General features: G+C 51.0%; 19 protein-coding genes and 1 pseudogene. 8 read left to right on the top strand and 12 right to left on the bottom strand.

The window, feature by feature from the left end; genetic code table 11:
* Nucleotides 1-74: 74 nt before the first annotated feature.
* The 11 genes from BZG23_RS15735 to rne all read right to left on the bottom strand — a co-directional run bounded on the left by BZG23_RS15735 (nt 75) and on the right by rne (nt 19,777).
* Complete coding sequence (locus BZG23_RS15735) at nt 75-1,025, bottom strand: transposase (protein WP_077607472.1); 951 nt, start codon at nt 1,023-1,025, stop codon at nt 75-77.
* Nucleotides 1,026-1,444: 419 nt separating this feature from the next.
* Complete coding sequence (gene miaE, locus BZG23_RS15730; protein WP_198532200.1) at nt 1,445-2,212, bottom strand: tRNA isopentenyl-2-thiomethyl-A-37 hydroxylase MiaE; 768 nt, start codon at nt 2,210-2,212, stop codon at nt 1,445-1,447.
* Between the two features lie 109 nt (nt 2,213-2,321).
* A complete protein-coding gene (locus BZG23_RS15725; RefSeq protein WP_077607470.1) occupies nt 2,322-4,286 on the bottom strand; it encodes a beta-N-acetylhexosaminidase in 1,965 nt (654 codons plus the stop codon).
* Entirely contained in the window at nt 4,286-6,283 is a 1,998-nt protein-coding gene (locus BZG23_RS15720; RefSeq protein ID WP_108743750.1) for a glycoside hydrolase family 9 protein, read from the bottom strand. Before BZG23_RS15720 ends, BZG23_RS15725 begins: the two co-directional genes overlap by 1 nt.
* Nucleotides 6,284-6,303: 20 nt before the next feature.
* Complete coding sequence (locus BZG23_RS15715) at nt 6,304-7,299, bottom strand: ABC transporter ATP-binding protein (protein WP_077600265.1); 996 nt, start codon at nt 7,297-7,299, stop codon at nt 6,304-6,306.
* 27 nt (nt 7,300-7,326) lie between these two features.
* Nucleotides 7,327-8,313, bottom strand: a complete 987-nt coding sequence (locus BZG23_RS15710) for an ABC transporter ATP-binding protein (protein ID WP_077600264.1) — start codon at nt 8,311-8,313, stop codon at nt 7,327-7,329.
* On the bottom strand, nt 8,310-9,338 hold the full coding sequence (locus BZG23_RS15705) for an ABC transporter permease (protein WP_046075427.1): 1,029 nt from the start codon (nt 9,336-9,338) through the stop codon (nt 8,310-8,312). The genes BZG23_RS15710 and BZG23_RS15705 overlap by 4 nt, the downstream gene beginning before the upstream one ends.
* Nucleotide 9,339: 1 nt before the next feature.
* Nucleotides 9,340-10,326, bottom strand: coding sequence for an ABC transporter permease (locus tag BZG23_RS15700; protein WP_046075428.1), 987 nt, complete (start codon nt 10,324-10,326; stop codon nt 9,340-9,342).
* An 83-nt stretch (nt 10,327-10,409) separates the two neighbouring features.
* On the bottom strand, nt 10,410-12,098 hold the full coding sequence (locus BZG23_RS15695) for an ABC transporter substrate-binding protein (protein ID WP_046075429.1): 1,689 nt from the start codon (nt 12,096-12,098) through the stop codon (nt 10,410-10,412).
* 1,030 nt (nt 12,099-13,128) lie between these two features.
* Nucleotides 13,129-16,536, bottom strand: a complete 3,408-nt coding sequence (locus BZG23_RS15690; RefSeq protein WP_077607488.1) for a hybrid sensor histidine kinase/response regulator — start codon at nt 16,534-16,536, stop codon at nt 13,129-13,131.
* 289 nt (nt 16,537-16,825) lie between these two features.
* Nucleotides 16,826-19,777, bottom strand: coding sequence for a ribonuclease E (rne, locus tag BZG23_RS15685; protein WP_077607487.1), 2,952 nt, complete (start codon nt 19,775-19,777; stop codon nt 16,826-16,828).
* Nucleotides 19,778-20,470: 693 nt separating this feature from the next.
* On the opposite strand from rne, the gene rluC reads away from it, so the two are divergent.
* From rluC to BZG23_RS15665, 4 genes are all read left to right on the top strand, one after another.
* Nucleotides 20,471-21,433, top strand: coding sequence for a 23S rRNA pseudouridine(955/2504/2580) synthase RluC (rluC, locus tag BZG23_RS15680; protein ID WP_077578964.1), 963 nt, complete (start codon nt 20,471-20,473; stop codon nt 21,431-21,433).
* A gap of 4 nt (nt 21,434-21,437) precedes the next feature.
* The gene (locus tag BZG23_RS15675) at nt 21,438-22,163 is read left to right on the top strand and encodes an HAD-IA family hydrolase (protein ID WP_077607469.1); all 726 of its coding nucleotides are present in this window, start codon (nt 21,438-21,440) and stop codon (nt 22,161-22,163) included.
* Between the two features lie 83 nt (nt 22,164-22,246).
* On the top strand, nt 22,247-22,417 hold the full coding sequence (locus tag BZG23_RS15670; protein WP_077607486.1) for an acetyltransferase: 171 nt from the start codon (nt 22,247-22,249) through the stop codon (nt 22,415-22,417).
* Entirely contained in the window at nt 22,417-22,803 is a 387-nt protein-coding gene (locus BZG23_RS15665; protein WP_077607468.1) for a type II toxin-antitoxin system death-on-curing family toxin, read from the top strand. The genes BZG23_RS15670 and BZG23_RS15665 overlap by 1 nt, the downstream gene beginning before the upstream one ends.
* Before the next feature lie 59 nt (nt 22,804-22,862).
* On the opposite strand, the gene BZG23_RS15660 is transcribed toward BZG23_RS15665, so the two are convergent.
* Nucleotides 22,863-23,456, bottom strand: a complete 594-nt coding sequence (locus BZG23_RS15660) for a Maf family protein (RefSeq protein ID WP_077607467.1) — start codon at nt 23,454-23,456, stop codon at nt 22,863-22,865.
* Nucleotides 23,457-23,778: 322 nt separating this feature from the next.
* On the opposite strand from BZG23_RS15660, the gene yceD reads away from it, so the two are divergent.
* The 4 genes and pseudogenes from yceD to BZG23_RS15635 all read left to right on the top strand — a co-directional run.
* Complete coding sequence (yceD, locus tag BZG23_RS15650; protein ID WP_077578967.1) at nt 23,779-24,309, top strand: 23S rRNA accumulation protein YceD; 531 nt, start codon at nt 23,779-23,781, stop codon at nt 24,307-24,309.
* Nucleotides 24,310-24,314: 5 nt separating this feature from the next.
* Nucleotides 24,315-24,485 carry a 50S ribosomal protein L32 gene (gene rpmF / locus BZG23_RS15645; protein WP_046075434.1) on the top strand — a complete coding sequence of 57 codons (171 nt, stop codon included), beginning with the start codon at nt 24,315-24,317 and terminating at the stop codon, nt 24,483-24,485.
* Between the two features lie 9 nt (nt 24,486-24,494).
* Complete coding sequence (gene plsX, locus BZG23_RS15640) at nt 24,495-25,517, top strand: phosphate acyltransferase PlsX (RefSeq protein ID WP_077607465.1); 1,023 nt, start codon at nt 24,495-24,497, stop codon at nt 25,515-25,517.
* 8 nt (nt 25,518-25,525) lie between these two features.
* A pseudogene (locus BZG23_RS15635) lies at nt 25,526-26,200 on the top strand (beta-ketoacyl-ACP synthase III); the annotation flags it as partial.
* Nucleotides 26,201-26,239: the final 39 nt, after the last annotated feature.

Raw genomic sequence — 26,239 nt, 5'->3', positions numbered from 1 at the left:
CTTATTGGGCTGGATAAAGCCTCAGCCGATCTGGGTGAATGCCTGTGTTATTGAGATATATTCAATGGTTGGGCCTAGTCACTTGGGATCATTAGACCGGTCATGCGTTTTAGGCCTAGTGTCGGTAATACCGCCTGAATACTCGATAGTGAACCTACGATATTCCCGCCCTCTAAGTGAGAGCATGTACTTAACCAGGTTTCACGTGAGATGTTCAGCTGTGTGAGTAGCTGTGGTCTCGGGAGTGAATTGGCGTTCTGGTCCTGAGCGCACGTCCATTCTACCAGAGCCAAATAGTCCATAAGGCGAAAAGGGATACCGTCGGGCATCGACTTTCTCGGGTTCCCGGCGAAGGGGAATAAGCCGGCTGGGGTCGCTTTATTTTGCTCGAGTGATTTAACGCGCTTTTTAATCGATGTGTAATTGGCATGCTTAGGCTGCTTGGTGATACCTGCTCGCACTGGGTTCAAATCGACATAGGCCATCGCCGCAGCGAGTGCTTTTTCATCTAATATGGCTTGGCTTTTAAAGCGTCCCTCCCAAAAATGCCCTGAACATTGATCCTCTCGGTTCGCTAGCGTCGAAATATATTGATTGAGCAGCTTCATAAACCAGCTGACAGACATCAAACGTTCGCGCCAGTTCTCAATGATGCGAAAACACGCTTTTCGCTCTGAGTGAGAGAGCGATTCACCCTGATAAAAACGTTGGATAAGCGCAGGCGCTTGATGAAAGGCCAGCCAGCGTTCAACAACCTCGATATTGGTTAAAGACTGAGCCGCTTTGGCGTTGATATGCAAAACAACGTGATAGTGATTGCTCATAATGGCATAAGCACAGATATCGATACAAAATGCTTTGGCGAGTGTAAGTAAACGCGTTTCTATCCATGTGCGACGATGCTCATAGCTTTTTTGTGACTGCGCATCATAGCCGCACAAAAACGAGCGGCGCACACAACGTGAGACACAATGGTAATAGGGGGTGGCGGCTAAATTTATTTGCGATGCGCGAGCTTTGGTCATCGTCGGTCCCTCTTAGCATCTAGGTATGAGTAAAATATACTGTATAAATAAACAGTCTTCATTTTTATGAATTGGATTTTCGTGACAGTGCAAGAAATGGTGTAACTACGAGAGTTGTTACTTGCTTAACATGTCAGTGCTTAACATGTCTGTCCCAAGAAGTACTCGAGAACGCTGAGTAGCGATGGAGTAGGACGTCGTAACATGCCCGTAATAGGTGCCCGTAATAGGGACACTCACTACAGAGTGCCTGTCTTGATAGAGGAAAAGGTTCGAACGTTGGAGAAAAACGACGAGGACAGTCATCAAGAGGTGACTGTCCTCGCTAGAAATCACTGTCCTCGCTAGAAATCAATTATCGATGCGTAAAGTGTCTGTCCTCGCAGGAAATAAAAAGTGCCTGTCCCTATAAGAAGAAGTTAGGCAGGGGTGCCGCTGTGAAAGCGGAATTGGCTGTCGGGGGCTTGGATGAGTTCGGCTTCGCGCTCGCCGATGGTTTGGATGCGGTCGCGAATGTCTTCGCCGGCGATAGTTTCTGCAAGTGTCAGGTAATCTTGATAATGGCGTGCTTCCGACCGCAGTAGCGAGATGTAGAACTTTTGCAGTTCATCATCGAGGTGCGGGGCGACTTTAGCAAAGCGCTCGCAGGAGCGTGCTTCAATGTAGGCGCCAATAATCAGTTTATCGACCAAGGTTGCCGGCTCATGAGTGCGTGCCGCGCGCATTAATCCTTTGGCGTAGCGGCCTGCTTCTAACGGTTGATAAGGAATGCCGCGTGCGTCCATGATTTCAATCACTTGCTCAAAGTGATGAAACTCTTCTTTGATTAAGCGGACCATTTTATCAATCAAGGCTTGGCCGTGGGCAAAGCCCGCTTTAGGGGTTAAAGGTGCGCTGAGACCGTTTTTGCGCGCGTGGAAGATCCCATCGCGAACGCCGCGATAAACAAAGTCCTCATAGGGTTTGGCCCATGCCAGCAGTTGCTCGCCACTCGCCGCGTCAACCGCATATTTACGGATCAGCCACATCGCGGTTTGGCTGGCTTTTAATTCGCAGTTTGCGTGATCGCGCAAAAGAATCGATTGGTTGTCAGGCTGGATGGCCGCGTCAATCCAACTGTCGGGGGTTTGACAGTGCAGAAAACCATGAATAGGGGTGAGTAGGGTATTAATTTCTTGGCGTAGCATGCCGGAAACACTCTCAGACTGACAACAATGGCTGAGCATTATAAACAGATGGGATGCAAGCGCAAAGAGCTGGCAGCGCAGGGCGCGCTGCCAGGTGGGCGAATTCGGCCTACTTGTTCGATGCCCAAGGGGAACGGTATTGAATACCGAACTTGTCTAAACGCGGTAATTGCGCTTTGAGTCTGGCCAGATAATCGAGCCAGTCACGGCGCTCACTGTGGCTCCAAGCCGCTTCCGCAATGGCGGTAAGTCTTGGAAATACCATGTAATCGAGCCTGTTCTGATTGGTGATTAGTTCACTCCAGAGTGCACATTGTACGCCTAGCATGTGCTCACGGGCGGGGTCGTCACTGGCGAGGCTTGCCAGTGGCTCATATTGGTAGGATTTTTCTAATGGCGTGACGCCCGCCCAGTCGAGCCCAGGCTCGGTGGCAGCATAATCTTGCACCATATCGAGATAGGTCGCCTGACCGGGGGTTAAAATCACATCAAAACCATGCTTTGCACAGTGCAATGCGGCGTCTTCGCTTTGCCATGAATAGATCACGGTGTTTTTGCTGACTTTATCGCCGTGCTGTACCTCTTCCCAGCCAACCATACGTTTGCCCAAGGCGCGAAGCTTTTGCTCAGCATAGGTCAGTATCTGTCCCTGTAGCGAAGCGGTCGTTTCTCCGTTCATGCGTCTGTCCCGATAAATTGGGCTATCCGTCCATACCCCGTCAGGGACTTCATCGGCGCCAATATGGACCCATGAGGCAGGAAAAAGCTCGGCGACTTCACTTAGTACTGTATCTAAAAATCGATACGTGCCATCAAGGGCTGGCGATAATACGTTATCGGTGTAGTGTTGTACGCTGCGGTAAGTAGAGCGGTCGTCGGCATCGTGTAGCCAATCAGGCAGCGCTTTGATGGCTGCGCGACAGTGGCCGGGAATATCAATTTCTGGAATGACGGTAATACCTCGGGCCGCGGCGTATTCAATCACGTCACGCACCTCTTCTTGGCGATAATAACCTTCGTGACGCTCTGCAATATGACTGAACTGCGGAGCAAGGCGGGTATTGGGGCCGCGTTGACTCCCATAGCGCGTCAATTCAGGCAGAGCTTTAATCTCCAGTCGCCAGCCTTCATCGTCGGTTAAATGCCAGTGAAAGGTATTGAACTTAAAGTAGGCCAACTGGTTAATCAGTCGCTTTACCGTGTCCACCGAATGAAAATGGCGCGCGCAATCGAGCATCATCCCTCGGTAAGCAAAGCGTGGTGCATCGCTGATTTTGATTGCTGGTATTCGAAGCTGTGTGTCATGCTCTTGGCAAAGTTGTAACAGCGATGCGCAGCCGTGAATAAACCCTCGCTCAGCACAGGCTTGGATAACCACGCCTTGGTCGGTGACGGTAAGCTGATAGGCCTCATCACGGTGGGCGATATCTCGAAGTGCCGAGTCGGGTAATGGGCGCAAAATGATCGCATGATCGCCGGTCACCGCATCTTGATGGCGTGGGTCGAGTGCAATATCGGCTTGCGGATACATGCGAACCCATTCGTTGCTTAGCCACTGTGCGGCGGGCAGGGCCTGTGGATCCACCGCGATTAATGGTGTTGTGGGTGAAAGCGTAAAGTACCCTGGCTGGTGGCACACTGATTTGGGCACCGGAATAATGGCGTGCTCGGCGGGATGAACATCTGGAATCGTTGATCGTGTGGTGTGGGTGTGCGCCAAGTTAATGGGGGTGAGCATCACTGAATATTGCTCGCCATTGGCATAGATCAGCGCATCTTTAAAGCCGGCACAAAGGAACCGCAATGGCGGCGTGTGGGCATCAAACTCGATGTATAAGCTTTGATTGGCATCGAGTGTTTGATGCGCCGGTGTAATGACGCAATAACTACCGATTTGCTCAATACTGCCTTGTGACAGGGTATTGGGGTTGATGAAGCGATCAAATAATACCGCAATGGACAGCGCTTCTAACGGGCGGTCGGTAAGATTATGCAAGGTTAACCCCATTCGGCTGCGCGGTGGGGTGTCATTGGGATACTCGTTGATCACACTAAGATCGAGGCGGTAAGTCATCACGCGTTCTCCTTGTTCGAGTGGCCGGTGCCAACCAGTGTTTGCGCACTGATGGCGAGCATAAACCAGCTTGCATGTGGCAACCACTGCTCGCCCCATCGCCAGTTTTGCGCCATATCATCGCAATATGGCGCGGGGTTGAAGGCAATCTGTGTTTCATCCTCCATCCCTGCGGTAATGCCATTGCAGATCCCTCCTTTGGCATTAAAAAATCCCAAGTGCGGTAGGTAATCTGGGTTGTTGTGACCATGTCCATCGAGCATGCAGATATCAAATGGGTTTAAACCGAGGATCCAATTAAGCGCCCGTTGGCTAAAGGTGTGGAGGGCCGCATTTAGCGCATCGTCTTGAATATGGCGCGTAGCGTGACACGCAAAGGTTGCCAGCGACCCCAAGCGTGCATTCTCGCCTTGCCACCAATAGCCGGTTTCATTGTGGTGAGGAATAAAGTGACGTACCTGTTTGACGCCATCGACGGGTTTGACGTACTGACGCGGATACGCGAATGGATTATCAGCGGTTTGTGTTAGGTTGAGCTCAAACTGGCAGGCGTGTTCCAGTGCTGTTTGTGCGATGGCCCGATGGCTGGGATCGGTTTCCACATCGAGGTAGCGAACCAATGCCAAGCCGGGTAGACCGGCATCGGCGGCATGGTAAAACGGGCGGCCGCCATCAGTATTTGCTGACCAATAATACTGACAGGTTTCATCACTGCACTGCCGTGCTATCAGCTTTTGCATCCAGCCTCGAGCCTCGCTCAAGAAGGGACAGTCACCGTTCGCACTAATGTGTCTGTCCCCCGCACTAATGTGTCTGTCCTCAGAACCTAAAGGTGCCTGTCCCGTTAAATAAGCGTGACTGTCCCCGGTAGATTGCTCTTCGGTAGACTGCCGAGTGGCGTGATGTAACTCACATGCGGCGAGAAGGGCGCAGGTTTCGTCAATAATGTTGGGCTCACCGTCATCAAGGTAATGATGGTTATGTTCAACCAAATGCCAGTAGCCGCGAATGGCGGCGTCTAAATAGCGTGCTTGTTGGTCTGGATCCGCGCAAAGCGGGGATCGGCTTGCGGCGGCAAGGGCAGCAATCGCCATGCCGCCGCCTTGACGAAAACCGGCCTGATAAGCCTCACTCATCACTCCATCTTGCGTCGCGTAAGCGCAAAGAGTGCGGCGCTCTGGGTCTTTCGACCATTGATCAAACACCGTCATATAAAAAAAGCCTCTGGGGTCTTGCATACGGAGAAGAAAATCAGCGCCGTGTTTCGCTTCATCGGCTAAGCGTGTGCGCATAAACGCGGGCAGCGTTTCCGAGCTAAATTGGCTGCTAAGATCGGCCAGTCCCCAAGCCAATAGCGGGATTTGTTGCGGATTAAAGTAATTGGCGTAGGAAAGGTGGCTCAGGTATTTGCTTACATCGCCAGAGGCATCGTACCAACCACCAGAGACATCCACGCGTTCATCAGAGCCGAATACCTTGGCGTGCTGATCCGCGTGTTCATAGATGCCGCTACACCGCTGCGATTTAAAATAATGCAGCAGATCGGAAAACGTGATGTGAAACAGGCAATCGTCAAGGATCTCAAACGGATGCGAATATACCGGAGTATCTGTTAACAGCCCTAGTTGATAGCGTCCGCGATGTGCAAAGGCAGAAAAATCGAGGGTATAAGCCGTGCCCATCTGCCAGTTGCTTAACTGTGTGCCTTGGTGTAACTCAAACTGCGCCACCACGTTATCGAGTGGTGCTGTGTCTGTCCCGAGAATAACAGTGTCTGTCCCCGTAAAATTTTGCGCGCCTTCTGCGGCTTCATTAAAGTGCCTGTCCCCAGAAGAGGCGGCAGCTTTGTCCGCCGAGCTAAATGTGCCTGTCCCCTTAAGAGGAGGCCGGGAAATCAGTGCCACGGGTGTGCCGGAGAGGGCCTCGCTGTCACTGACGATCACCGCGTATTTGTCACCGTGTAACGAGTAGCCAATGTGATTGGTCAGCACTTGCATGATGGTATCCTTATTGGTCGCTATTGCTCGTACAAATAGCAGCGCACATAGTGGTTGTCGGCGAGCTTGGTGACGCCGGGCAACTGCTCAGTGCATTTGGCCGTCGCATGTGGGCAGCGGCCAGCAAAAGGGCAGCCGACTGAGTCCGGAGTCCACAGGGGGATCTCACCCTTGTTGCCCTTTAGTTTTTCGTGAATAGATTTGCTGGGGTCGGGCACGGCTGAGACCAACAGCTGGGTGTAAGGATGCTGAGGGCGATGAATAATCTCTTCGGTGTCTCCCCATTCGACCATATGGCCGACGTACATCACTGCCAAGTCTTCAGCAATGTAACGCGCGGTGGCGATATCATGGGTGATGTAGAGCAGCGACATTTGCTTCTCCACTTTCATCTCTTCCATCAGGTTAAGTACACCGGCACGAATCGACACATCCAGCATCGAAGTTGGCTCATCGGCGAGTACCACTTCCGCGCCGACGGCGATGTTCCTCGCCAGGTTAATCCTCTGACGCTGGCCGCCCGACAGCTGGTGGGGAAATTTCTCCGCCGTTTCTTTGGCAGGGGTCAGGCCCACTTGCTCGAGCAGCTCGAACACCCGCTCTTTCAATTGTTCTTTGTCGCGCTTGGCGACTTTCTTGTGGATCAATAACGGCCGCGCAATATGGTGAAACACATTGTGCGTGGGGTTGAGCGAGCCAAAAGGGTCTTGCCAGACCATTTGCAGGCCTTCGCGATAGCGCATCAGCTCATCACGTTTTTTAATGGTGGTGATATCGCGGCCACGATATTCAATGCAGCCATCGGTCGGGGCATACATTTTGGCGATCATTTTCGCGGTGGTGGATTTGCCCGAGCCCGATTCCCCCACCACGGCAAGTCCACGGCCTTTGTACATTTTGAACGAGACATCATTGATCGCTCGCATCATGGGTTGTTTAAGGGCATGACTGTTAATGGGAAAATCTTTCACTACGTTTTTCCCTTCAACCAGCAGTTCTCCAAAACCTGTACTCATCACTGACTTCCTCACATTGGCGCGTTATTAGAGTTTTTGTTGGGCGATAGGCTCACCGTATAGATGGCAGTTGGAATACCGTCCCGGTTCGATTTGGCGCAGCGCCGTTTGGGTGGTGCGACATCGCTCATGCACCTGAGCACAGCGCGCTTGAAAGCGGCAGCCGGTCGGGATTTCGAGCAAATTGAGCGGGTTGCCTGGGATCCCCGTGAGCTGGCGTTTAGGTCCGGTGAGTGAGGGGAATGAGCTGCCCAGCCCTTCGGTGTAGGGGTGGTAGGGGTTGTTGAGCACCTGTTTGGACGGTGCGACTTCAATCAGCTCACCGGAGTACATGATCCCAATCCGGTCGGAGAACTCCACCATGAGCGATAAGTCATGGGTGATAAACAGAATCGAAAAGCCAAACTCTTCTTTTAACGCGTAGATTTTTTGCAAGATCTCGCGCTGCACTACCACGTCTAATGCCGTAGTGGGCTCATCCATGATGATCATTTTCGGATTTAAGGCCAGCGCAATGGCGATCACCAAGCGCTGACGCATCCCGCCCGAAAACTGGTGCGGATAATCGGTCAGGCGGCTAGGGTGAATATCAACAATTTCCAGCAAGCCTTGAGCCCGTTTGACCGCGTGTTTGCGGGTCAGGTTGGTGTGGCGCATCAACACATCGCAAAACTGCTCTTCGAGTGTCAGCACTGGATTAAGGGCATTCATGGCGCTTTGAAACACCATCGACATCTCCCGCCAGCGAAAATCACGCATGCGGGCGTCGCTGTAATCGAGGATATTTTCGCCGTTAAAGATGACTTCGCCGCCGGTAATAAACGCAGGTGGCTTGTGCAGGCGCATCAGTGAAAAGGCGACGGTGGATTTACCGCATCCCGATTCGCCAGCCAGACCAAAAACTTCACCGGGGGCAATGTCAAAACTGACGTGATCGCAGGCTCGGACATCACCGGCATCGGTAATGTAGTCCACGCACAGGTCACGGATTGAGATAAGTGGGGTGCGACTCATGATTTATCTCCACTGATCAGCATGTGTTCGGCAACGGGATTCTCGTCGCGGGCTTTCTTTTCTTGTTGGCTGAGTTTTTTCCAGCGCTTCATCCCTTTTTGCGCTCGTAATTGCGGGTTGGCAATTTCATCCACTGCGAAGTTGAGCAAGGCAAGCCCTGTAACCAGTAAGGTCAGCGCAATACAAGGCGCGAGCAGCTCCCACCACGCGCCAATTAGCATGGATGAAGAGGTTTGCACGTTGTAGAGCATGATCCCCCAGCTGATGGTGTTGGGATCGCCAAGGCCTAGAAAGGAGATAATGGACTCCATGGCAATGGCATACATTACCGAGCCAATAAAGCTGGCGCCGACAATCGGCACCAAGTTAGGCAAGATCTCGACAAAGGTGATACGAAAGCGCGACTCACCCAGCACTTCGGCAGCTTTCACGAACTCTTTTTCGCGCAGGGCAAGGGTTTGTGAGCGAACCACCCGTGCGCCCCACGCCCAGGAGGTACAGCCAATAATGATGGCGATCGTCAGCGGTCCGGCTTCGCCGATAAACGCGGCTAGCACGAACAAGAGTGGGTATTGCGGGATCACCAACATAATGTTCATCGCGGCGGTGAGCACATCGTCAACCCAACCGCCTAAATAGCCGGCGGTAATACCAATTAAAGTGGCGAGCACACACACGGTGATGCCTGCCCCAAAACCCACCGCTAACGAAACACGGGCGCCATGTACTAACTGCGACCAGACATCACGACCCATACGGGTGGTACCAAGGACATGGTCGGCCTTTTTCGACATCAGTAGGGTGCGACGATCATCCGCTAAGTGTGTGGCGACCCAGCCGTCTGGATTGGCTTGCGCCGCTTTGACGATAAAGCTTGGGTATTCATGCGGGTTACCGGTGCGTTTATCAGGTGCATGCTGGGTTAATAAAGGCGCGAAGACCGCCATCAATATAAATAAACCAACAATGATGGAGCCTGCGCGAGCAATCTTATTGCGAACGATAAGGGTGAGGAGATCTTTCATGTTATTTGCCTCCTTTGCGCAGGCGTGGGTCAAGGACCACGTACAGCATGTCAGCAATTAAGTTAAACGAGAGCATAAACAAGGTCATAATCAGCAGCTGGCCTTGTAGGACTTGGTAGTCACGCGCGTTGATCGCATTCAAAAGCACCGAGCCAAGACCGGGGTAGTTAAAAATGATCTCCACAATCAGTTGGCCCCCGATGGCAATACCCAGCGACATCGATAGCGCAGTGACACTGGGTAAGAGCGCGTTCCGGGCGGCGTAGTTAAACACCACGCGGTTTTCGCTTAACCCTTTGCCGCGGGCCATGGTGATGTAGTCTTCCGCAAGCAGGTTAATCATGTTGTTACGCATGTTGACCAAAAAGCCGCCGACTTGAATGATGGAGGCACAAAACAGCGGGAGTACGGCGTGATAGGCCACATCTTTAATAAAGGTCCAGCTGGTCCAGTCAGGGGTGACGCCCGGCGTGTAGGCATATCCGGTAGGAAACCATTTCAGCCCAATCGCGAAAATAAACAGCGCCAACATCGCGATAACCACTTGTGGTACCGCTTGGATAATTAGCATGCCTGGGGTGATCACAGCATCGTATTTTCCGCCGCGCTTCCAAGCGGCAAAAATCCCCAAAATCGAGCCCAACGAGAAAGACAGCAGCACCGCACTGCCGGCGAGAAACAGCGACCAGCCAAAGGCTTTGCCGAGTAGCTCGTTAACCGACAACGGATAAAATTGGATGGAAGTGCCTAAATCCCAGCTCAGCACGTTTTTCATGTAGGTGAAATACTGCATATAGAGGGGGCCATCGACAAAGCCCAGCAGTTGTTTCATTGCCTCAATTCGCTCTGGAGTGACTTGCACCGAGGCGTTGGCAAACATCATGGTGACAGGATCACCGGGCATGGCACGAGGAATAATAAAATTGAGTGTTGCTGCCACTAAAAGGGCAATCATGTAAAAAGTTAGCCGTCGGAAAAAATAACCCATAACCCACACCTTACACAGCGAAGTGGTGATGTTCGTGGCGTGAACACCGTGGAAAAGCGGGCGCGCAAGGCGCCCGATATTGGTTACTGAACGGGCTTAAGGTCCAGCACATGAAGAAGACGCTCAGGAATGCCGGCCCAGATAGAGGGGCGACCTTTCGGATTGTCTTCGTTCCACCAACCGGTGAAGCGGGTGGTGTTGTATTGATACATTTGTGCACCAGAAAGCACCGGAATAGTGACCTGATCCTTGGCGATAATCGCTTGGATTTGGTGGGCAATTTCCAGCTGCTCAGCTTTATCCGCGGTTTTGTAGAAGCTGTCTAACAGCTTGTCGAGCTCGGCATTTTGGTAGTAATGCATTGCGAACCGCGGCATGCCATCCCCTTCCTGTAAGTTGGAGTTATACGCGCTATTCCAATAGGTATAAGGATCTGCACCGTGGAAGTAGTTGGTGTAGGCGACGTCGTAGTCGGCTTCGAGCATCGCTTGGCGGTATACCGAGAAATCTGGGGTACGTGCTTTGGCTTTGATACCGGCCTCGGCGAGTTGCTCAACCGTTAGTTGAACGGTGTTGTTGAAATCGGTCCAGCCATTGGGGGATTGGATCTCGAGCTCAAACGACTTACCTGATGGCGTTTCCACAAAGCCATCGCCGTCTTGATCTTTAAAGCCGGCTTTAGCGAGCAGTGCTTTGGCGCCGTCTAGATCGTATGTATTGTATTGACGATATTTTTCATGCACTGCTTCGTCGGACCAAGACTCAAAGGCATAACCTAAGCCAGACGCGAAGTCGTTTACCGTACCACCGCCATAAAACGCGATATCAATGATGGTTTGACGGTCCAGCGCCATCGAGAATGCACGACGGAAGTCGACATTGGTTAGCGCTTCACGCTTGGCAGGGTCTGGGTCATTAAAGTTGACCATAAAGGCTTGGGTGCCGGCGGCAGGATACCAATAGTGATGGTTTGGATTAGCGGCGGCATAGGTGCGATCAATGTCAGGAATAAATGATGAGGTCCAGTCCATTTCGCCGTTGATCACTTTACTTAAAAACTGATCGTTATTGGCAATTTGTGGTACGCGCAGACAGTCAACATCGAGGTTGTCGTTATCCCAATAATGCGGGTTACGACATTGAATATAGAGCTGTGACGTGAAGGTATCGATGGTGGTGAAGGGGCCAGAGCCTACCGGGTTTTCATTGGTGTAAGACGCAGGCTCTTCAACATTTTTCCAGACGTGTTCAGGCACCACAGGTACTTTCGCAATTTCGTAGGGGACATTCGAGTTTGCCTCAGTGAGTTCAAAGCGGACGGTGTAGTCGTCTAGCTTCTTCACATCATCAACCCATTGGTTAATACCAGATTGGTCGAGCTCAGGATGGTTTTTGACCAAATCAAACGAATACACCACATCATCGGCGGTATAGGCTTCACCGTCTGACCATTTCACCCCTTCACGAAGGGTGAAGGTGACACTTTTCAGGTCATCCGCCATTTCATAGCCGCTCGCGAGACGAAAGACAGGTTGGTTGCCTTTCATTTCGTTAAACACCACTAAAGGCTCATAGATAAAGTCAGTGGTGGTGTGCAGATAGGTAGCGCCGAGGAAAGGGTTAAAGTTACGGACAAAAGTATTGAATTCTTTCGGGTGGATAGTGAGCTCACTGCGCTCGGCGGCACTGACGCCAGCACTTGCGCTCAGCGCACCGATGATTGCAGAGGCAAGTAGGGTCTTGCTGGCAACTCTAATGTTACTCGAAAACATAGCCATTCCTTACTGTTGCTTTCAGTTCACGTGATGGATAGTGAGCTCGTTGCTTACAACCTTCGCGAGCTCAAGCTTACTGTGTTGCTGACCCTGACGTTGTGATTATGGATGGGATGCCCCAATCGATACTTGTTGCTCCAGGCCAGCAAACAACTCCACTAAGCCCAAGTTAAGTGAAGGCTGCAATGTGAATAATCGTTAAAACCGTAAAAAAGCGCGACGTTGACGTTATTTTCGTTAAAAAAAACAGCTAAAAAGGTTGTCCGCTTCAGGATGCAATTACGATTCTCTCCTGATAACGACCCTGGATGGAATTATAATAATATAAAAATCATAAGGTTATGTTTAATTATCTTTTGGGCGATGCATGTCACACACCAAAACACACTTATTTTTTAACGAGAAAAATCAGTATCTATTTTGTTGTGACAAGTCGCGCATTTCTGAGTTATATCCGACATAAAAGGGGATTTTTGCTAAGAAGCATTGCGATTGAAATGAGGTTGGTTCGCAAAGATTATTAATGAGCGATTTTAGCTCGTCAGTCAGAGGACAGGCACGTTAAGAGAACCCAAGAAATACGACTGTCCTCATAAGAGACAGTGTCTGTTCCCGCGAACTATTCATAGGACAGTCACCGAGGTTTGCTCACTTACTTCGATGCGCCTGTCCTGATAGGGCGCTAAAAGGGAGTGCTATAAGTGTCTGTCCCCACAAGAGCTTTAAAAGGGAGTGCTATAAGTGCCCGTCCCTATAAGAGCTGATAGTGTGTCGGACAGAGCGAGGGGCCTGCGGATAACATGTAGGTACCTGTCCTTACAAGAAATGAGAGCGCAAGAAGTACGACTGTCCTCATAAGAGACAGTGCCTGTCCCCGTAAGAGGGTGCCTTAAGAGGGTGCTTGTCAGGGTAAAAGTGCCTGTCCTCAGAAGAAGGGATGCTTAAGAGGGTGGAGAAACGATAGCGGGAACGCAGCAGTGCCTGTCCCGATAGGAGAGGCACTGGGAGAGGGAGCGATTTGGCTGTGTTAGTCTTCTAGCAGTAGCTGGCGAAGTTGTTGGTAATAGGACTCCAGCTGAGTACGGGTCGTACTACGTTTGTCACAATGATCGAGGATAAAGCGAATGGAGCTCAGCACTGTGCGCCATCGCGGGGTTTTTGGCAGAGTTTCGATGAGCAGGTACTTATCCAATGTGCGGGTTTGTAAGCTACTACGGTCAAGGTAGACGCGCCAAAGACCACTTTGCTCGGCAAAATCGAATTTGCTTTTGCCTGTGGCTTCTTCCCAGTAATGTAAGCTGGCTACCATGGCATCAACAATTAGCTGTCTGCGTGCGTTGGCTTTATCTTGTTGTTGGTGTTGCGCTTTTTCAGCGATAGCTTCAAATTCACCTCCCATGGCTTTTAGCGTTTCAAGTTGGCGCGAGTCTCCGCCTAATGCGTAGCCAGATAAGGCTTCGATGGCGCTTTCTAGGCTCTGTATACGAGACTGAGACACGGGAGCGTCTGTGTTGATGACATACAGGCTATCAATGTCAGACTCTGCGGGAAAACGCAGCAGCATGCCGTCGACGTCTCGGGGACGTCCTTCAATATAAATGGTCAGTGGGCCTTGATAGCGCTCCATCTGATTGGCCTGCTCGGGCGCTTTTACTAAGGCTTGGCCATGCATCCGTTTTACCTCGTCTTGCTCACGCTCAAACAAGGAGGCTGCCGCTTGGTTAACAAAGCGAACCTGGCCATCTTTTCGCATACCTAACATAGCTTCAGGAGCGAGAGAGAGCTGTGAAATCAACCAAGACTGGGTTTCGAGTAGACTGGCCTGTTGCCGAGCACTTTGTTCAAGCGCCTGCTCGAGGCGTTGATTTTCTTGGCGGCGCTGTTCCGCTTGGCTAGCGGCAAGATGTGTTGCTATTCGTGCGGCGAGCTCTCTTTTATCAAAGGGCTTACAGAGATAATCATTCGCGCCGACCTCAAAGCCATAGATGCGATCATCAGGCTGATTTAAGGCGGTTAGCATGATAATCGGAAGTGCAGCATGGTCATAGCGTGCACGCAGCTGCTCACAGACCTCGAATCCACTCATTCCGGGCATTAGCACATCGAGTAAGATGAGATCTGGCTTTGTGGTGGCGATATGATCAATCGCTGTACGTCCATCACTGGCTGTACTGACCTGATAGCCTTCAATATTAAGAAAACTGGTCAGTACTTGTTGGTTGGTTGGCTCATCATCGACCACTAAAATATGTAAGCCATTGTGATTATGCTGGCTTTGCGAAACAACGTCCGAAGAGGAGTGAGCGAGGGTCTCTCGCGTGTCATCTTGATGAATGTGTTGGGTAGAGACGGCGGAAAGCTCGGTGGTCAACACCGGAGGCTCATCGACGCTCGGAAGGGTGAAGCTAAAGGTGGTCCCCACTTGCGGCTGACTACTGACGTACAGCTGGCCGCCCATCAGCTCAACAAGTTGACGACTGATGGATAGACCGAGACCTGCGCCGTGTTGATAATGATAGTGGCTACTCACTGCTTGTGCGAGCGGTTCAAAAACGGTGCTTAGCTGTTCCGCGGGGATCCCTTTACCCGTATCAACCACTTGGATGCGAACGCGATCGTCCAAGGTGTCGGCGCTAATAACAATCTTACCCGCATCGGTGAACTTAATCGCATTCCCCAGTAAATTGTACATAACTTGCTCAAGCCGTTGGGGATCCGCGTGTACCCAGATTGGCGTGTCGCTGAGCTGATTAATGATGTCTAGCGGCTTCTCTTTTTTAAGGTGCTTGGTGAGTGACAGCACAAGCTGTGTGATGGCGTTGAGATTGACAGGACCTTGCTCCAAATCCAATTGCCCATAGCGCATTTTATGGTAGTCCAAGAGATCATCAACCAGCTTGGCCAAGCGCTGGCCGCTGTTGACGATAATCGACAGTTGATACTGATGATCGCGACTAATCGGACCGTTCGCACCGTCAATCAGTGCTTCGGCAATCCCTATCATGCCGTGTAAGGGGGTGCGAAGTTCGTGAGAGGTGGTTGCCAGGAATTCATCTTTCAGCTTGTTGGCGATATGCAGCTCTTCATTCTGAGCACGTATGGTGGTGATGTTAGCTTCTAAGGCCTGGTTTTGTTGGCGTATTAAGGCCAGTTTTTCGCGAATGGCATGGCGCATGCGGGCAAAGCTCACCGCCAAACGCCCGATTTCATCACGACGACGCGTGTGGTGGATTTGGGTATCAAGGTCACCTGCACTGACTTTTTCTGCCGCCCATGTAAGCTGAAGCAGCGGGCGAGTAATAAAGTTGGACATATAGTGCGAGGCAATGACCACCGCGAGAATCGCAAGTAACATGGCAACGATAAAAAGCTGTTGCAGCTGGTGGATTCGAGCGTAGGCCACTTGCGTAGGGACTTCAGCCACTAGCCCCCATTTGAGACCGTGGGCGTGAATGGGGGTGTAGGCAGCGAGCATGGTTTGGCCTGATTGGGTTTGATAGCGGGTGACGCCCGTTTCTCCGGCTAATGCTTTTTCTATGGCAGGCGTGTTATTGACAAGCTGACTGTTGCTGGTTGAATGCGCTCGAGTCTTGCCGTCATCGCCGACGAGGTGTGTTTCAATCGCATTGGTTTCTCTGGGGGCCATTAGCCTGGTAAGGGCATGATTAGGAAGCCGGAAGATCGCGTAGCTATGCAGGTACCCTTGCTGAATAATGGGGGCGCCAAGCCATGCAACGGGTGCGTCGGTATCTTCAGCAGAAAAGTCCGAGATAATCACCTTAGGCGTCGGATCTAACTTCCCTTTTGTTTGTTGCGTTTGCTGTTTTAGGGCCGCGAAAGTGTGTCCCAGTCGTGCATTGCGATGCGGGCCTGAGAGTAGGTTAGTGCCAAAATTGTCCAGCTTTTTCACCGAATAGGTGACGTTGCCTTGCTTGTCGACCAAGAGGAGGTCGTCAAAATCTGCGCGAGCGAGCAAAGCTTGATAAGCGCGGTGGTAGCGTTTGTGTAGCAGCCGATAACGCTCGGTGGCGGAATAATTGGGATCGTCCTTGTGTACAGGCGTTTTGACCCTTTCACCGGACCCAAGGTAATAGCGACGTTGTGCGTAATCACGAGCGGCGTCGATGTTTGGTCGTAGTCGCTGAAAAGCATTGACCAAACCATAAAAATGCCCACCACTGGCGTAGGCGAGCTCTGAAGCAACAAATCCAAGGACTTCCGCCTCTTTCGCCTCAAAGTAATCGTTGATTTGCTGCTGCTTACCGTCGCGAACCGATAAAAGGTGTGCCGTGCTTTGTTCTTGTAGATCTTGGCTATGGGCGTTAAGAAAAAACAAGGCGACCAAAATCAGAGGGAGGAGGCTTAATAGCAGGAAGGCCAGCATCAAGGTGTGATGGAGGCGTTTAAATGGGTAAGCAGTAAACAAGGTTTTCATAAGCAACAGCATCTTCCCTACAGCAACGTTCCAATGTCGTGGCCAGCGTCTAAGCCTCTGATGAGCCTGTTTCTCGCGCGACGACACGACAATCATTGTCTGCCTTGACGTTACTGAGTTTTTTCGCTTTGACAAGGAAGTCGCGATGGAAGCGTGTGGATCGACGCACTTTTCCGTGTATCGCTGCAAGATTGCGTATGTTTTGCCCACGTTATTTCATGGAACAACGGTCAAATAAAAAAGGCCTCGACAGATGCCGAGGCCTTTAGCATTCCGAAAGCAAACGGAATTAGTACTGAGGTTTGGTCGCCGGTGCGTAGGCAGACGCTCGTGCCTCGGCGCTACCTGCTGCTTTCGCTTCTGGGTTAGGCGCTTTAAAGGCAGCGATTGCCACAGGGCTGTGATCAACCGTTTCGTTCGGTGCCGGAGCCTTCATCATTGGTGACGTAGCGCGGCGGTATTGAATCGTTGCCGTCGGGGCGTTGATTTCCGCTTCGCGCTCAATCACTTTCTCGGTCACCAAATCGACCTCTGAGTCTTGCTCAGGGGTTGTCGCTGGCGCGTCTGGCGTCGCGACCTTAGGCGCAGCGTCGATCACAGGTGTTGCTTGGCTTTGTGCTGGTTGCGGTGCAGGCTCAGGGGTGTTTATCGAAGCCATCGGTTGGGTCGACACTGTGTCCGTCTCCTCCGATTTAGCTTGCATGATAATGACTTTACCCATGGCCATTTCTGGACGAGCAACACCACTGACAATGGCCTTATTGTTTTGGCGCTTGTCCTGGCGTCGGCGATCTTGCTTCACTTTCACCGGTTGCTCTGCCGACCACACCTTGCCCATTGCCATTTCGGGTGACGCCATACCGGTGGTGAGTGGCATTGGGCTTTTCACCATTGGGCGACGGCGACGACGCTGTCCACTGGCGCGAAGGTGGCGCGGTGAGCGACGGTTACGGCGCTTGTCCTGCTGACCTTCTTTCTTCGCGTTATCAGGCTGCTGCTTGGCTTGTTGTGCCACTTCCGCCCCGACCTGTTGCAAGTCTTTGCTTTGATCAGATGTAGCGTCTGTGGTGGCCTGCGTCTCCGCATTGTCTTTGTTGATACGTACGCTGCGGTTCAGCTTACGACGCTGGCGACGTTGTTTAACCTGTTCGGTTTTCTCCGCCTTTTGGTCTTGCTGCTTGTTGCCTTTATCCGCATTGTCAGACTGTGGCTTGGTTACCTTGGCCTCATCTTGTTGCGTCGTAGGCTTTTTCGCTTTGTCGTTGCGGTTATCGTTACGGGTTTTCTTCCCTTTACGATTGTTATCGCGACGCTCTTCTTGCGGCTTATTCTGGCGGCGTTGTTTGTTGTTACGTCCACGTTCGCCGTTGTTGTTATCACTTTGCTCATCGCGGTTCTGTGGCTTATGGCCACGCGACTTATTGCGTTGGTTGTGTGAGTCGTGTGATGGCTTCTGGTTTTGCTTCGTCTGAGCTGGCTCAGGCGCAGCGGCAGGCTGTGACGACGCGGTTGCGGTATCCTCCGCTGGCGCGGCAAACAGGCGAGAGAAAAACTTACCAACTGTCGCAAACAGGCCTGGCTTGGCTGTCTCGGCTTCAGTGGCAGACGTGGTGGTTTTGGTTGCGCTTGGTGCCGGCGAGCTTGGCGCTGCAAACCCTTGTAATACAGGTTCTTCACGTTTTTTCGCTGGACGCGCTTGTTGTGGCTCTTCGCGTGCTTCTACTTCTCTGAGCGCATCAATCTGGCTTGGCAGCTGATAAGACAGGTTCGCCATTTCTTCACCGCCGCGGACGCGAACCACATCAAAGTGTGGCGTCTGCATGTCGGCATTGGGTACCACGACCACTTTGACATTGTGGTATTTCTCAATGTGCTGGACCGAGCGACGTTTTTCGTTAAGTAGGTAAGAGGCGACGGGGACAGGGACGATACCCAGTACTTGCGCCGTGTTCTCTTTCATTGCCTCTTCTTCCATCAAACGAAGAATGGACAATGCTAGCGATTCGTTATCACGAATTACACCAGTGCCTTTACAGCGCGGGCAGATATGATGACTGGCTTCTGCCAGAGACGGGCTGAGGCGCTGACGTGACATTTCCAGCAAACCAAAGCGTGAAATGCGGCCAATTTGTACCCGTGCACGGTCCATGCGGACAGAGTCACGCAATTTGTTTTCCACCTCGCGCTGGTGGCGGACAGGGGTCATATCGATGAAGTCGATCACGACCAAACCACCCAAGTCACGCAGACGCAATTGGCGTGCAATCTCTTCTGCTGCTTCGATGTTGGTTTGGCGTGCCGTCTCTTCAATATCACTGCCTTTGGTGGCTCGGGCAGAGTTAATATCGATTGAGGTTAGGGCTTCGGTAGGATCAATGACAATCGAACCACCTGAGGGTAAGCGCACTTCGCGTTGGAAGGCAGATTCGATCTGACTTTCAATCTGATAGTGGCTAAATAGCGGCACTTCGCCTTCATAAAACTTGATGCGGCTGACAAAGTCAGGACGAACCAGTTTGATGTGCTCTTGGGCGCGTTGGAAGACCTTTTCACTGTCGATCAAGATTTCACCGATATCACGGCGCAAATAGTCACGGATTGCACGGGCAATCACGTTACTTTCTTGATGGATCAGGAAAGGCGCAGGGTTGGCGCCAGCCGCTTCTTTCACCGCTTGCCAATGATTGAGCAGGACTTTCAAGTCCCATTCCAGCTCTTCGGCCGATTTACCCACACCTGCAGTGCGTACAATCAAGCCCATCCCTTGTGGCAGTTCGAGGCCAGACATGGCTTCTTTTAGCTGACTGCGTTCTTCCCCTTCGATGCGACGAGAAATCCCGCCAGCACGTGGGTTGTTTGGCATTAATACCAAATAGCTGCCCGCAAGCGAGACAAATGTAGTCAGTGCAGCCCCTTTGTTGCCGCGTTCTTCTTTGTCCACTTGGACAATCACTTCCTGGCCTTCTTTCACCACATCTTTGATGTTTGGACGGCCTTGATAGGTGTAACCGGAAGGGAAGTATTCGCGAGCAATTTCTTTTAGAGGGAGAAAACCGTGTCGTTCGGCGCCATAGTCAACAAATGCCGCTTCCAGGCTAGGTTCGATACGGGTAATGCGTCCTTTATAGATATTAGCTTTTTTCGATTCATGGCCAGGACTCTCGATATCGAGATCGTATAGCCGTTGACCGTCAACCAATGCGACGCGCAACTCTTCCTTCTGAGTTGCGTTAATCAACATTCTTTTCATCTGATTTTTCTCATTTATTTATCGTTGTTATTAGCGGTTGATGACGAGAGCAGTCGTCAATGCTGCCTGACCCCAAGTCTGATATGGTGCAGCCTCCCGGCTGGAGAAAATCAGGGGTGCGCTCGGGCAAGTTTTAATCGGCCAGCTGCAACGGTTTTTATGGCTCACCGGATTACGCAGTTGGCGTCCGCCGTTTTTACCGATGGCGGAGAGCTCTGACACTGACTAACAGTCTCGTGTCAACACACTAAACGGGTGCTTTTGGTTTACGTCTTACGCCAATTGCCGCGTAACGCCTTAAAAGCATTCGGAATTATGGTTCTTTTACGGATATAACCGTATACAGCTATCACTTGATTGACTCATCGCAGACCAGGCCTTTTGTCGAAAAGTGCATGTTCCACTGATGAAATCGCTGTCACAGGCGATAAGCTGTGTTTCAGATAAGCGTTTGCTTTTCTGATTAACGCCGCAACTATAGCAGGGAGACTAAAGTCCAGCAATCGGCTTTATTCGCTTATGTTGTGTTGGTAGTAAAACCGCGCAGATGTGGTGTTTTTTTGCACGATAATGCCTTGTGCCGCTCGCGGTTACAGGGGGGAACACAACCCGCTGCTGTGCTAAGTGAGGGGTGACTTTCCGTAGCAGGTGCATGTCGCTGTGCTTAGCGGTAGAATGAAGGTTATGACAGAACAAAAAACTCAAGTGCGATTCATCGACATCGATGACGACATCGCCGGCCAACGAATTGACAATTTTCTGCGAAATCAGCTGAAAAACGTCCCCAAAAGTATGATTTATCGCGTACTTCGTAAAGGAGAAGTGCGAGTTAATAAAAAACGCATAAAACCAGAGTATAAGCTGCAAGCCGGAGATGTGGTGAGGGTGCCTCCCATCCGCCTTCCAGAGCGCGATGAGAAAGCCGCGCCCAGTACTAAATTAGACAAAGTGGCCGCGCTTGAGCATTGCATTCTTTATGAAGATGACCATCTGTTGGTGCTCAATAAACCTTCGGGGACAGCGGTGCACGGAGGAAGTGGGTTACAATTTGGGGCAATAGAAGCGATGCGCGCGCTTCGCCCTAAGGCACGTTTTTTGGAGCTCGTACACAGGATCGATCGAGATACGTCTGGGATTTTGCTGATTGCGAAGAAACGTTCCGCGTTGCGTCATTTGCAAGCGCAATTTCGCGAAAAAACAGTACGTAAAGACTATTACGCCTTGGTGATGGGCAAATGGCCCGCTAAACAGCGCAAAGTAACGGCACCTTTATTGAAAAATGAGGTGAACAGTATTGTCCGCGTTAACCCTAAAGGCAAGCCGTCAGAAACCCGTTTTAAAGTGCTTGAAAGCTTCGCTGAAGCAACCTTAGTGCAAGCAAGCCCTGTGACTGGGAGAACGCATCAAATTCGTGTGCACGCTCAGTATATGGGTCATCCGTTGGCGTGGGACGATCGTTATGGCGATCCACGTTTTGATGCGTATACCAAGTCGTTTGGGCTGGATCGTTTATTTTTACATGCGGCCACCATCCGCTTCCTACACCCAGGCAAGGATGAAAGCATGACGCTTAATGCGCCGATGGAGCCTAAGCTTGAGCGGGCGCTTGAGGGACTAAGGGCGAAAACAGCATCACTCAGAGGTTAAAGCAATGACAGTTGAATCACCGTTTACTTCCCCTTGGCAACCTGGCGCAAGCGAGATCAAGCAACCGTCGCATTCCGTGATTGCGCCATATTCACTGTTAATTTTTGACTGGGATGGCACTGTGATGGATTCGATTGGGCGCATTGTCTCAAGCCTGGACGCGGCGGCTCGGCTGACTGAGCAGTTGCCTATATTGCCACCAGAACGCTTGCAAACCATGATTGGCTTGAGCTTAGAAAAGGGCTATCAGCGGCTTTACCCTGACGCTGATCCGGCGTGGTATGCCGATTGGATTCAGCACTACCGTCAACAGTTTGTCTACGATAATCCGACGCCTTGTCAGCTCTATCCTGGCGTAAAAAACACCCTTATCTCTTTGAGAGCGCAGGGCTTTACGCTCGCGGTGGCAACTGGGAAATCACGCGCTGGACTCGATCGGGCCATGGCGGAAACGGGAACTCACGATTTGTTTTCGGTGACCCGATGCGCCGATGAAACGGCCTCTAAGCCGGATCCTCAAATGTTGGATGAAGTGTTAGCGCAAACAGGTATTCCACGTGATAAAGCGCTGATGATTGGTGATACTGGCCATGATATGCAATTGGCCATCAATGCGGATATGGCAAGGCTTGCCGTCACTTGGGGCGTAGAAGGCGCCGCCAGCCTCTCGACCTATGAGCCAGTTGCCGTACTAAACAGCCTAAACGAGCTGGTGATGGAGAGAGCATAGTACTTGTTAAGGTCTGAACGCTATCTTGCAGTCCCCAAAGATATAGACCATGATGAGTCAAGGTTTAGATGGAAGCGAAAAAAATGAATAGAAAAATTGAAACTTATGGCGTTCAATCGATCCAAAGACCAAAAATTAAAGCGAAGAAAAGCATTGATCTATCGGGCGATCTTGGACGTCAGATTATTAAGTCTGAGACTAAACTGGCTTTACGAACACACGCGAATACGTTTAAAAAGCTAGCGGATATGTGATGGATATCATTTGTTTCCCATTCGAGCGCGTTATTGAGATAAACGCTTTTATCTTAGCGTCTGGTCCCGGGATGCAAGGAGCTGTAGATCTCGGGAAACTACAAGGTGCGTTGAGTAGAATTGATAATGCAATTATCTACGATGGGTTGGATGACGTATTTGAAATCGCCGCAAAATACACAGCATGTATTGCAGTCGCGCACGCGCTTCCAGATGCAAACAAGCGTACTGGCCTAGCGGTCGCTCTAGAATACCTGTCGCTCAACGATTTCGAAATCGTACATGATAACGATCTTCTTGCGGATGCTGTTCGAGACCTTGTTGTGGGAGAAATCAATGAACTAGACTTCGCTGATGTGCTCTACGCACAATATGCGAGAGTATAAATAGTATTCCATCTATGTTGCTTTAAGACAGGGAGCGCCGATTTAGCACATCATAGCCACTAGATCACGAATATACCTTCCTTTTCTAACATTTCACGCAAGCGTATCAGTGGGAGGCCCACAAGGGTATTCGGATCACGCCCGTGCATGGCATTGAAAAGGGCAATACCCAAGCCTTCACATTTGAAGCTGCCAGCACAATCTAGCGGCAGTTCTTTGTCGATATAACGAACGATTTCTTGTTCGCTTAGCTCACGAAAATCGACATGAAAGGGCTCAACGTCCGATTGATGTTCTCCCGTATCACTATTAATCAACGCGATTCCTGTATAAAAGGTGACTTGCTTTCCGCTTGCCCGTTTTAGCTGCTCGATCGCTACCTCTCGCTCATGCGGCTTACCAAGTATCTCCTCGTCAATCACACAAACTTGGTCTGAACCGATAATGAGAGCATTATCGAATAGCGGCATCCCCGCCATGGCTTTTTCGAGTGCCAAGCGTTCAACCATGTCGGTGGCACGCTCGTTTTCATGCCGGCTTTCATCGATCGCCGGCGCGAATGCAGTAAACGGAAGCGCAAACTTTTTAAAGATGGCTTGACGATACGGTGAGCTTGAAGCCAGCACAATTTTGGGAGGTTGCGTCGTGTGCATGATCGTTCCTTATATTGCGCGCAGTTGAAGGTGACTAAACAATCTGCGTGGTCGATGATTGTTTATTTTCAACTCTCAGTCTAACCTGAAAAAATAGCGGGCGCGACTTTGAGTCGGGCAAAGCGGGAGAGGTATGTCTGGCTGGCTTGTTGACCGCGGTGAAAGGGTTGGTTTTCATCGTTGCCGGTCTGAGTAAACGCGGCGCCAGAGGCATCCCGATCACCAATGGCTTGTGCGCTTTTGTCTCTATCATCCTTTCGCGCCTGACACAGGTAACATTTTCTTTGACTCCAGCGCATTTGGAGGCTAATATTCGCGCCCTATGCAGAAGGTAAAGCTACCGCTGACGGTTGATCCGTTCCGTTGTGCACAAAAGCAACTTGACTATGATGGTATTGTAGACAAGCAGCGTTTAGTGCGTCTCGGTGAGGCAACCCAAAGCATCGATAGTGATGCGGAAGTGATGCTTTCGTTCGACATTGACGCCCAAGGGCTCAAAACTGTCACTGGTCGTGCGACCGTAACAGTGAGTCTTGAGTGTCAACGTTGTTGGGAACCATTTCCATATCGCTGTGAAACTGAATTCGTTTATAGCCCGGTTTTCAATGATGACCAGGTTGGCAATTTACCGGATGCTTATGAGCCGGCATTAGTCGACGAAAACGGTGAGATTGATCTGATTCAATTAGTCGAAGACGAGTTGATTGTGGCCTTGCCACAAGTCGCCATGCACGAAGACACCGACTGTAAGGTCAGTGCAGACAACATGGTGTATGGGGAAATCCCACTTGCTGATGAGCGTCCAAATCCGTTTGCCGTACTAAAAAACTTAAAGCAAAGTAACGAGGAGTAGGGTCAATGGCCGTACAAAAGAACCGTAAAACCCGTTCTAAGCGTGGTATGCGTCGTTCACACGATGCACTGGGTACTCAAGCTGTATCTGTAGACAAAACTAGCGGTGAAACTCACCTGCGTCATAACATGACGGCAGATGGTTTCTATCGCGGCCGCAAGGTTATCAACAAGTAAGGTTGACCCTTGACTAGGTTAACCATTGCACTCGATGCGATGGGCGGGGATTTCGGTCCCCAAGTCACAGTGCCTGCCTCCGTGCAGGCATTGTCGCGTTTTGCGGACCTAAATGTGATCCTGGTGGGCGACCAATCTCGCATCCAGGCGTCACTGAATCAACGCCATGCCCAGCATCATTCCCGACTATCTATCGTCCATGCCCCGGACGTTATTCCTAATGACATGCGACCGTCCACGGCGCTGCGTCGCAGCCATTGCACGTCTATGCGTGTCGCACTGGAAAAGGTGGCCAGTGGTGAAGCAGATGCGTGTGTGAGCGCGGGCAATACCGGCGCGCTTATGGCGCTATCCAAATACTTGCTCAAGCTCTTACCCGGCATCGACCGTCCCGCTCTAGTGACAGCCTTACCAGGTGCTAATTATCAACGTAAATGGTTGCTGGATTTAGGCGCCAATGTGGCCTGTGATGCCGATACCTTATTCCAATTTGCAGTGATGGGCGCGGTGTTGGCGGAGGCTGAATTGGGGTATACACCTCGAATCGGGCTGCTAAACATTGGTGAAGAAGCGATCAAAGGGAATGACTTGGTGCGCCGCTGTGCCGATCTCTTGCAGCAAAGTGAGGCAGTGCGGTATACCGGCTACGTTGAGGGCGATCAAATCTATACAGGCGAGACCGATGTGATTGTCTGTGATGGCTTTGTCGGCAACGTGGCGTTAAAAACCAGCGAAGGTGTCGCACGCTTGATCATCGACAAGGTGAAAGCCCATCTCCACCCGCATCCTATTAAGCGTTGGATCGCGAAATGGCTATTTTCTGATCTTTTAAATCAACTCCAACAGCTGAAACCCGACCAGTACAACGGCGCAAGTTTGCTAGGATTGCGCGGCATCGTTGTAAAAAGTCACGGACGCGCTGATATCGCCGCTTACGAAAACGCTATTTTTGAAGCGGTGCACGAGGTCGAACGGCAAATCCCAACTAAGATAAGTGACCGTTTAGAGGCAGTTCTTCTCGAGAGGCATTAGTAGTCTTCATGTATAGTAAGATTTTGGGCACAGGCAGCTATTTGCCTGAACAGGTTCGCACCAATGCTGACCTTGAACAGATGGTAGACACCAGTGATGAATGGATTGTGACCCGTACGGGGATCAAAGAGCGTCGCATTGCTGCACCCACAGATACCGTTGCCTCGATGGCTTATCAGGCCGCCGTGCAGGCGATAGAGATGTCTGCCATTGATAAACATGACATTGACCTGATTATTGTGGCGACCACCAGTGGTGAGCGTGCCTTTCCCGCTGCCGCTTGTGATGTGCAAGCGATGTTGGGGATTAAAGGCTGTCCCGCTTTTGATATTGCGGCGGCATGCTCTGGGTTTGTGTATGCGTTAAGTGTCGCGGATCAATATGTTAAAAACGGGTTAGCCAAAAATGCACTGGTTGTGGGCGCTGATCGCCTTTCACATACCTGTGATCCCGATGATCGCTCCACCATCATTTTGTTTGGTGATGGTGCAGGCGCCGTCGTGCTTTCCGCCGATGAAAATGATGGCATTTTGTCCACCCACTTAAAAGCCGACGGTAAATTTGGCGAGCTCTTGAAACTTAAGTATCCAGAGCGTGGTCAATCGTTAGAGGCCGATGAAGCTTGGCTTTATATGGCGGGGAATGAAGTCTTTAAAGTGGCGGTGACACAACTGGCCAATATATGAAGTCTTTAAAGTGGCGGTGACACAACTGGCCAATAT

Source organism: Salinivibrio sp. ML290, assembly GCF_001995695.1.
Lineage (GTDB): Bacteria > Pseudomonadota > Gammaproteobacteria > Enterobacterales > Vibrionaceae > Salinivibrio > Salinivibrio siamensis.
The sequence above is the reverse complement of the archived record's forward strand: the minus strand, read 5'-3'. Positions and strand labels throughout refer to the sequence as shown.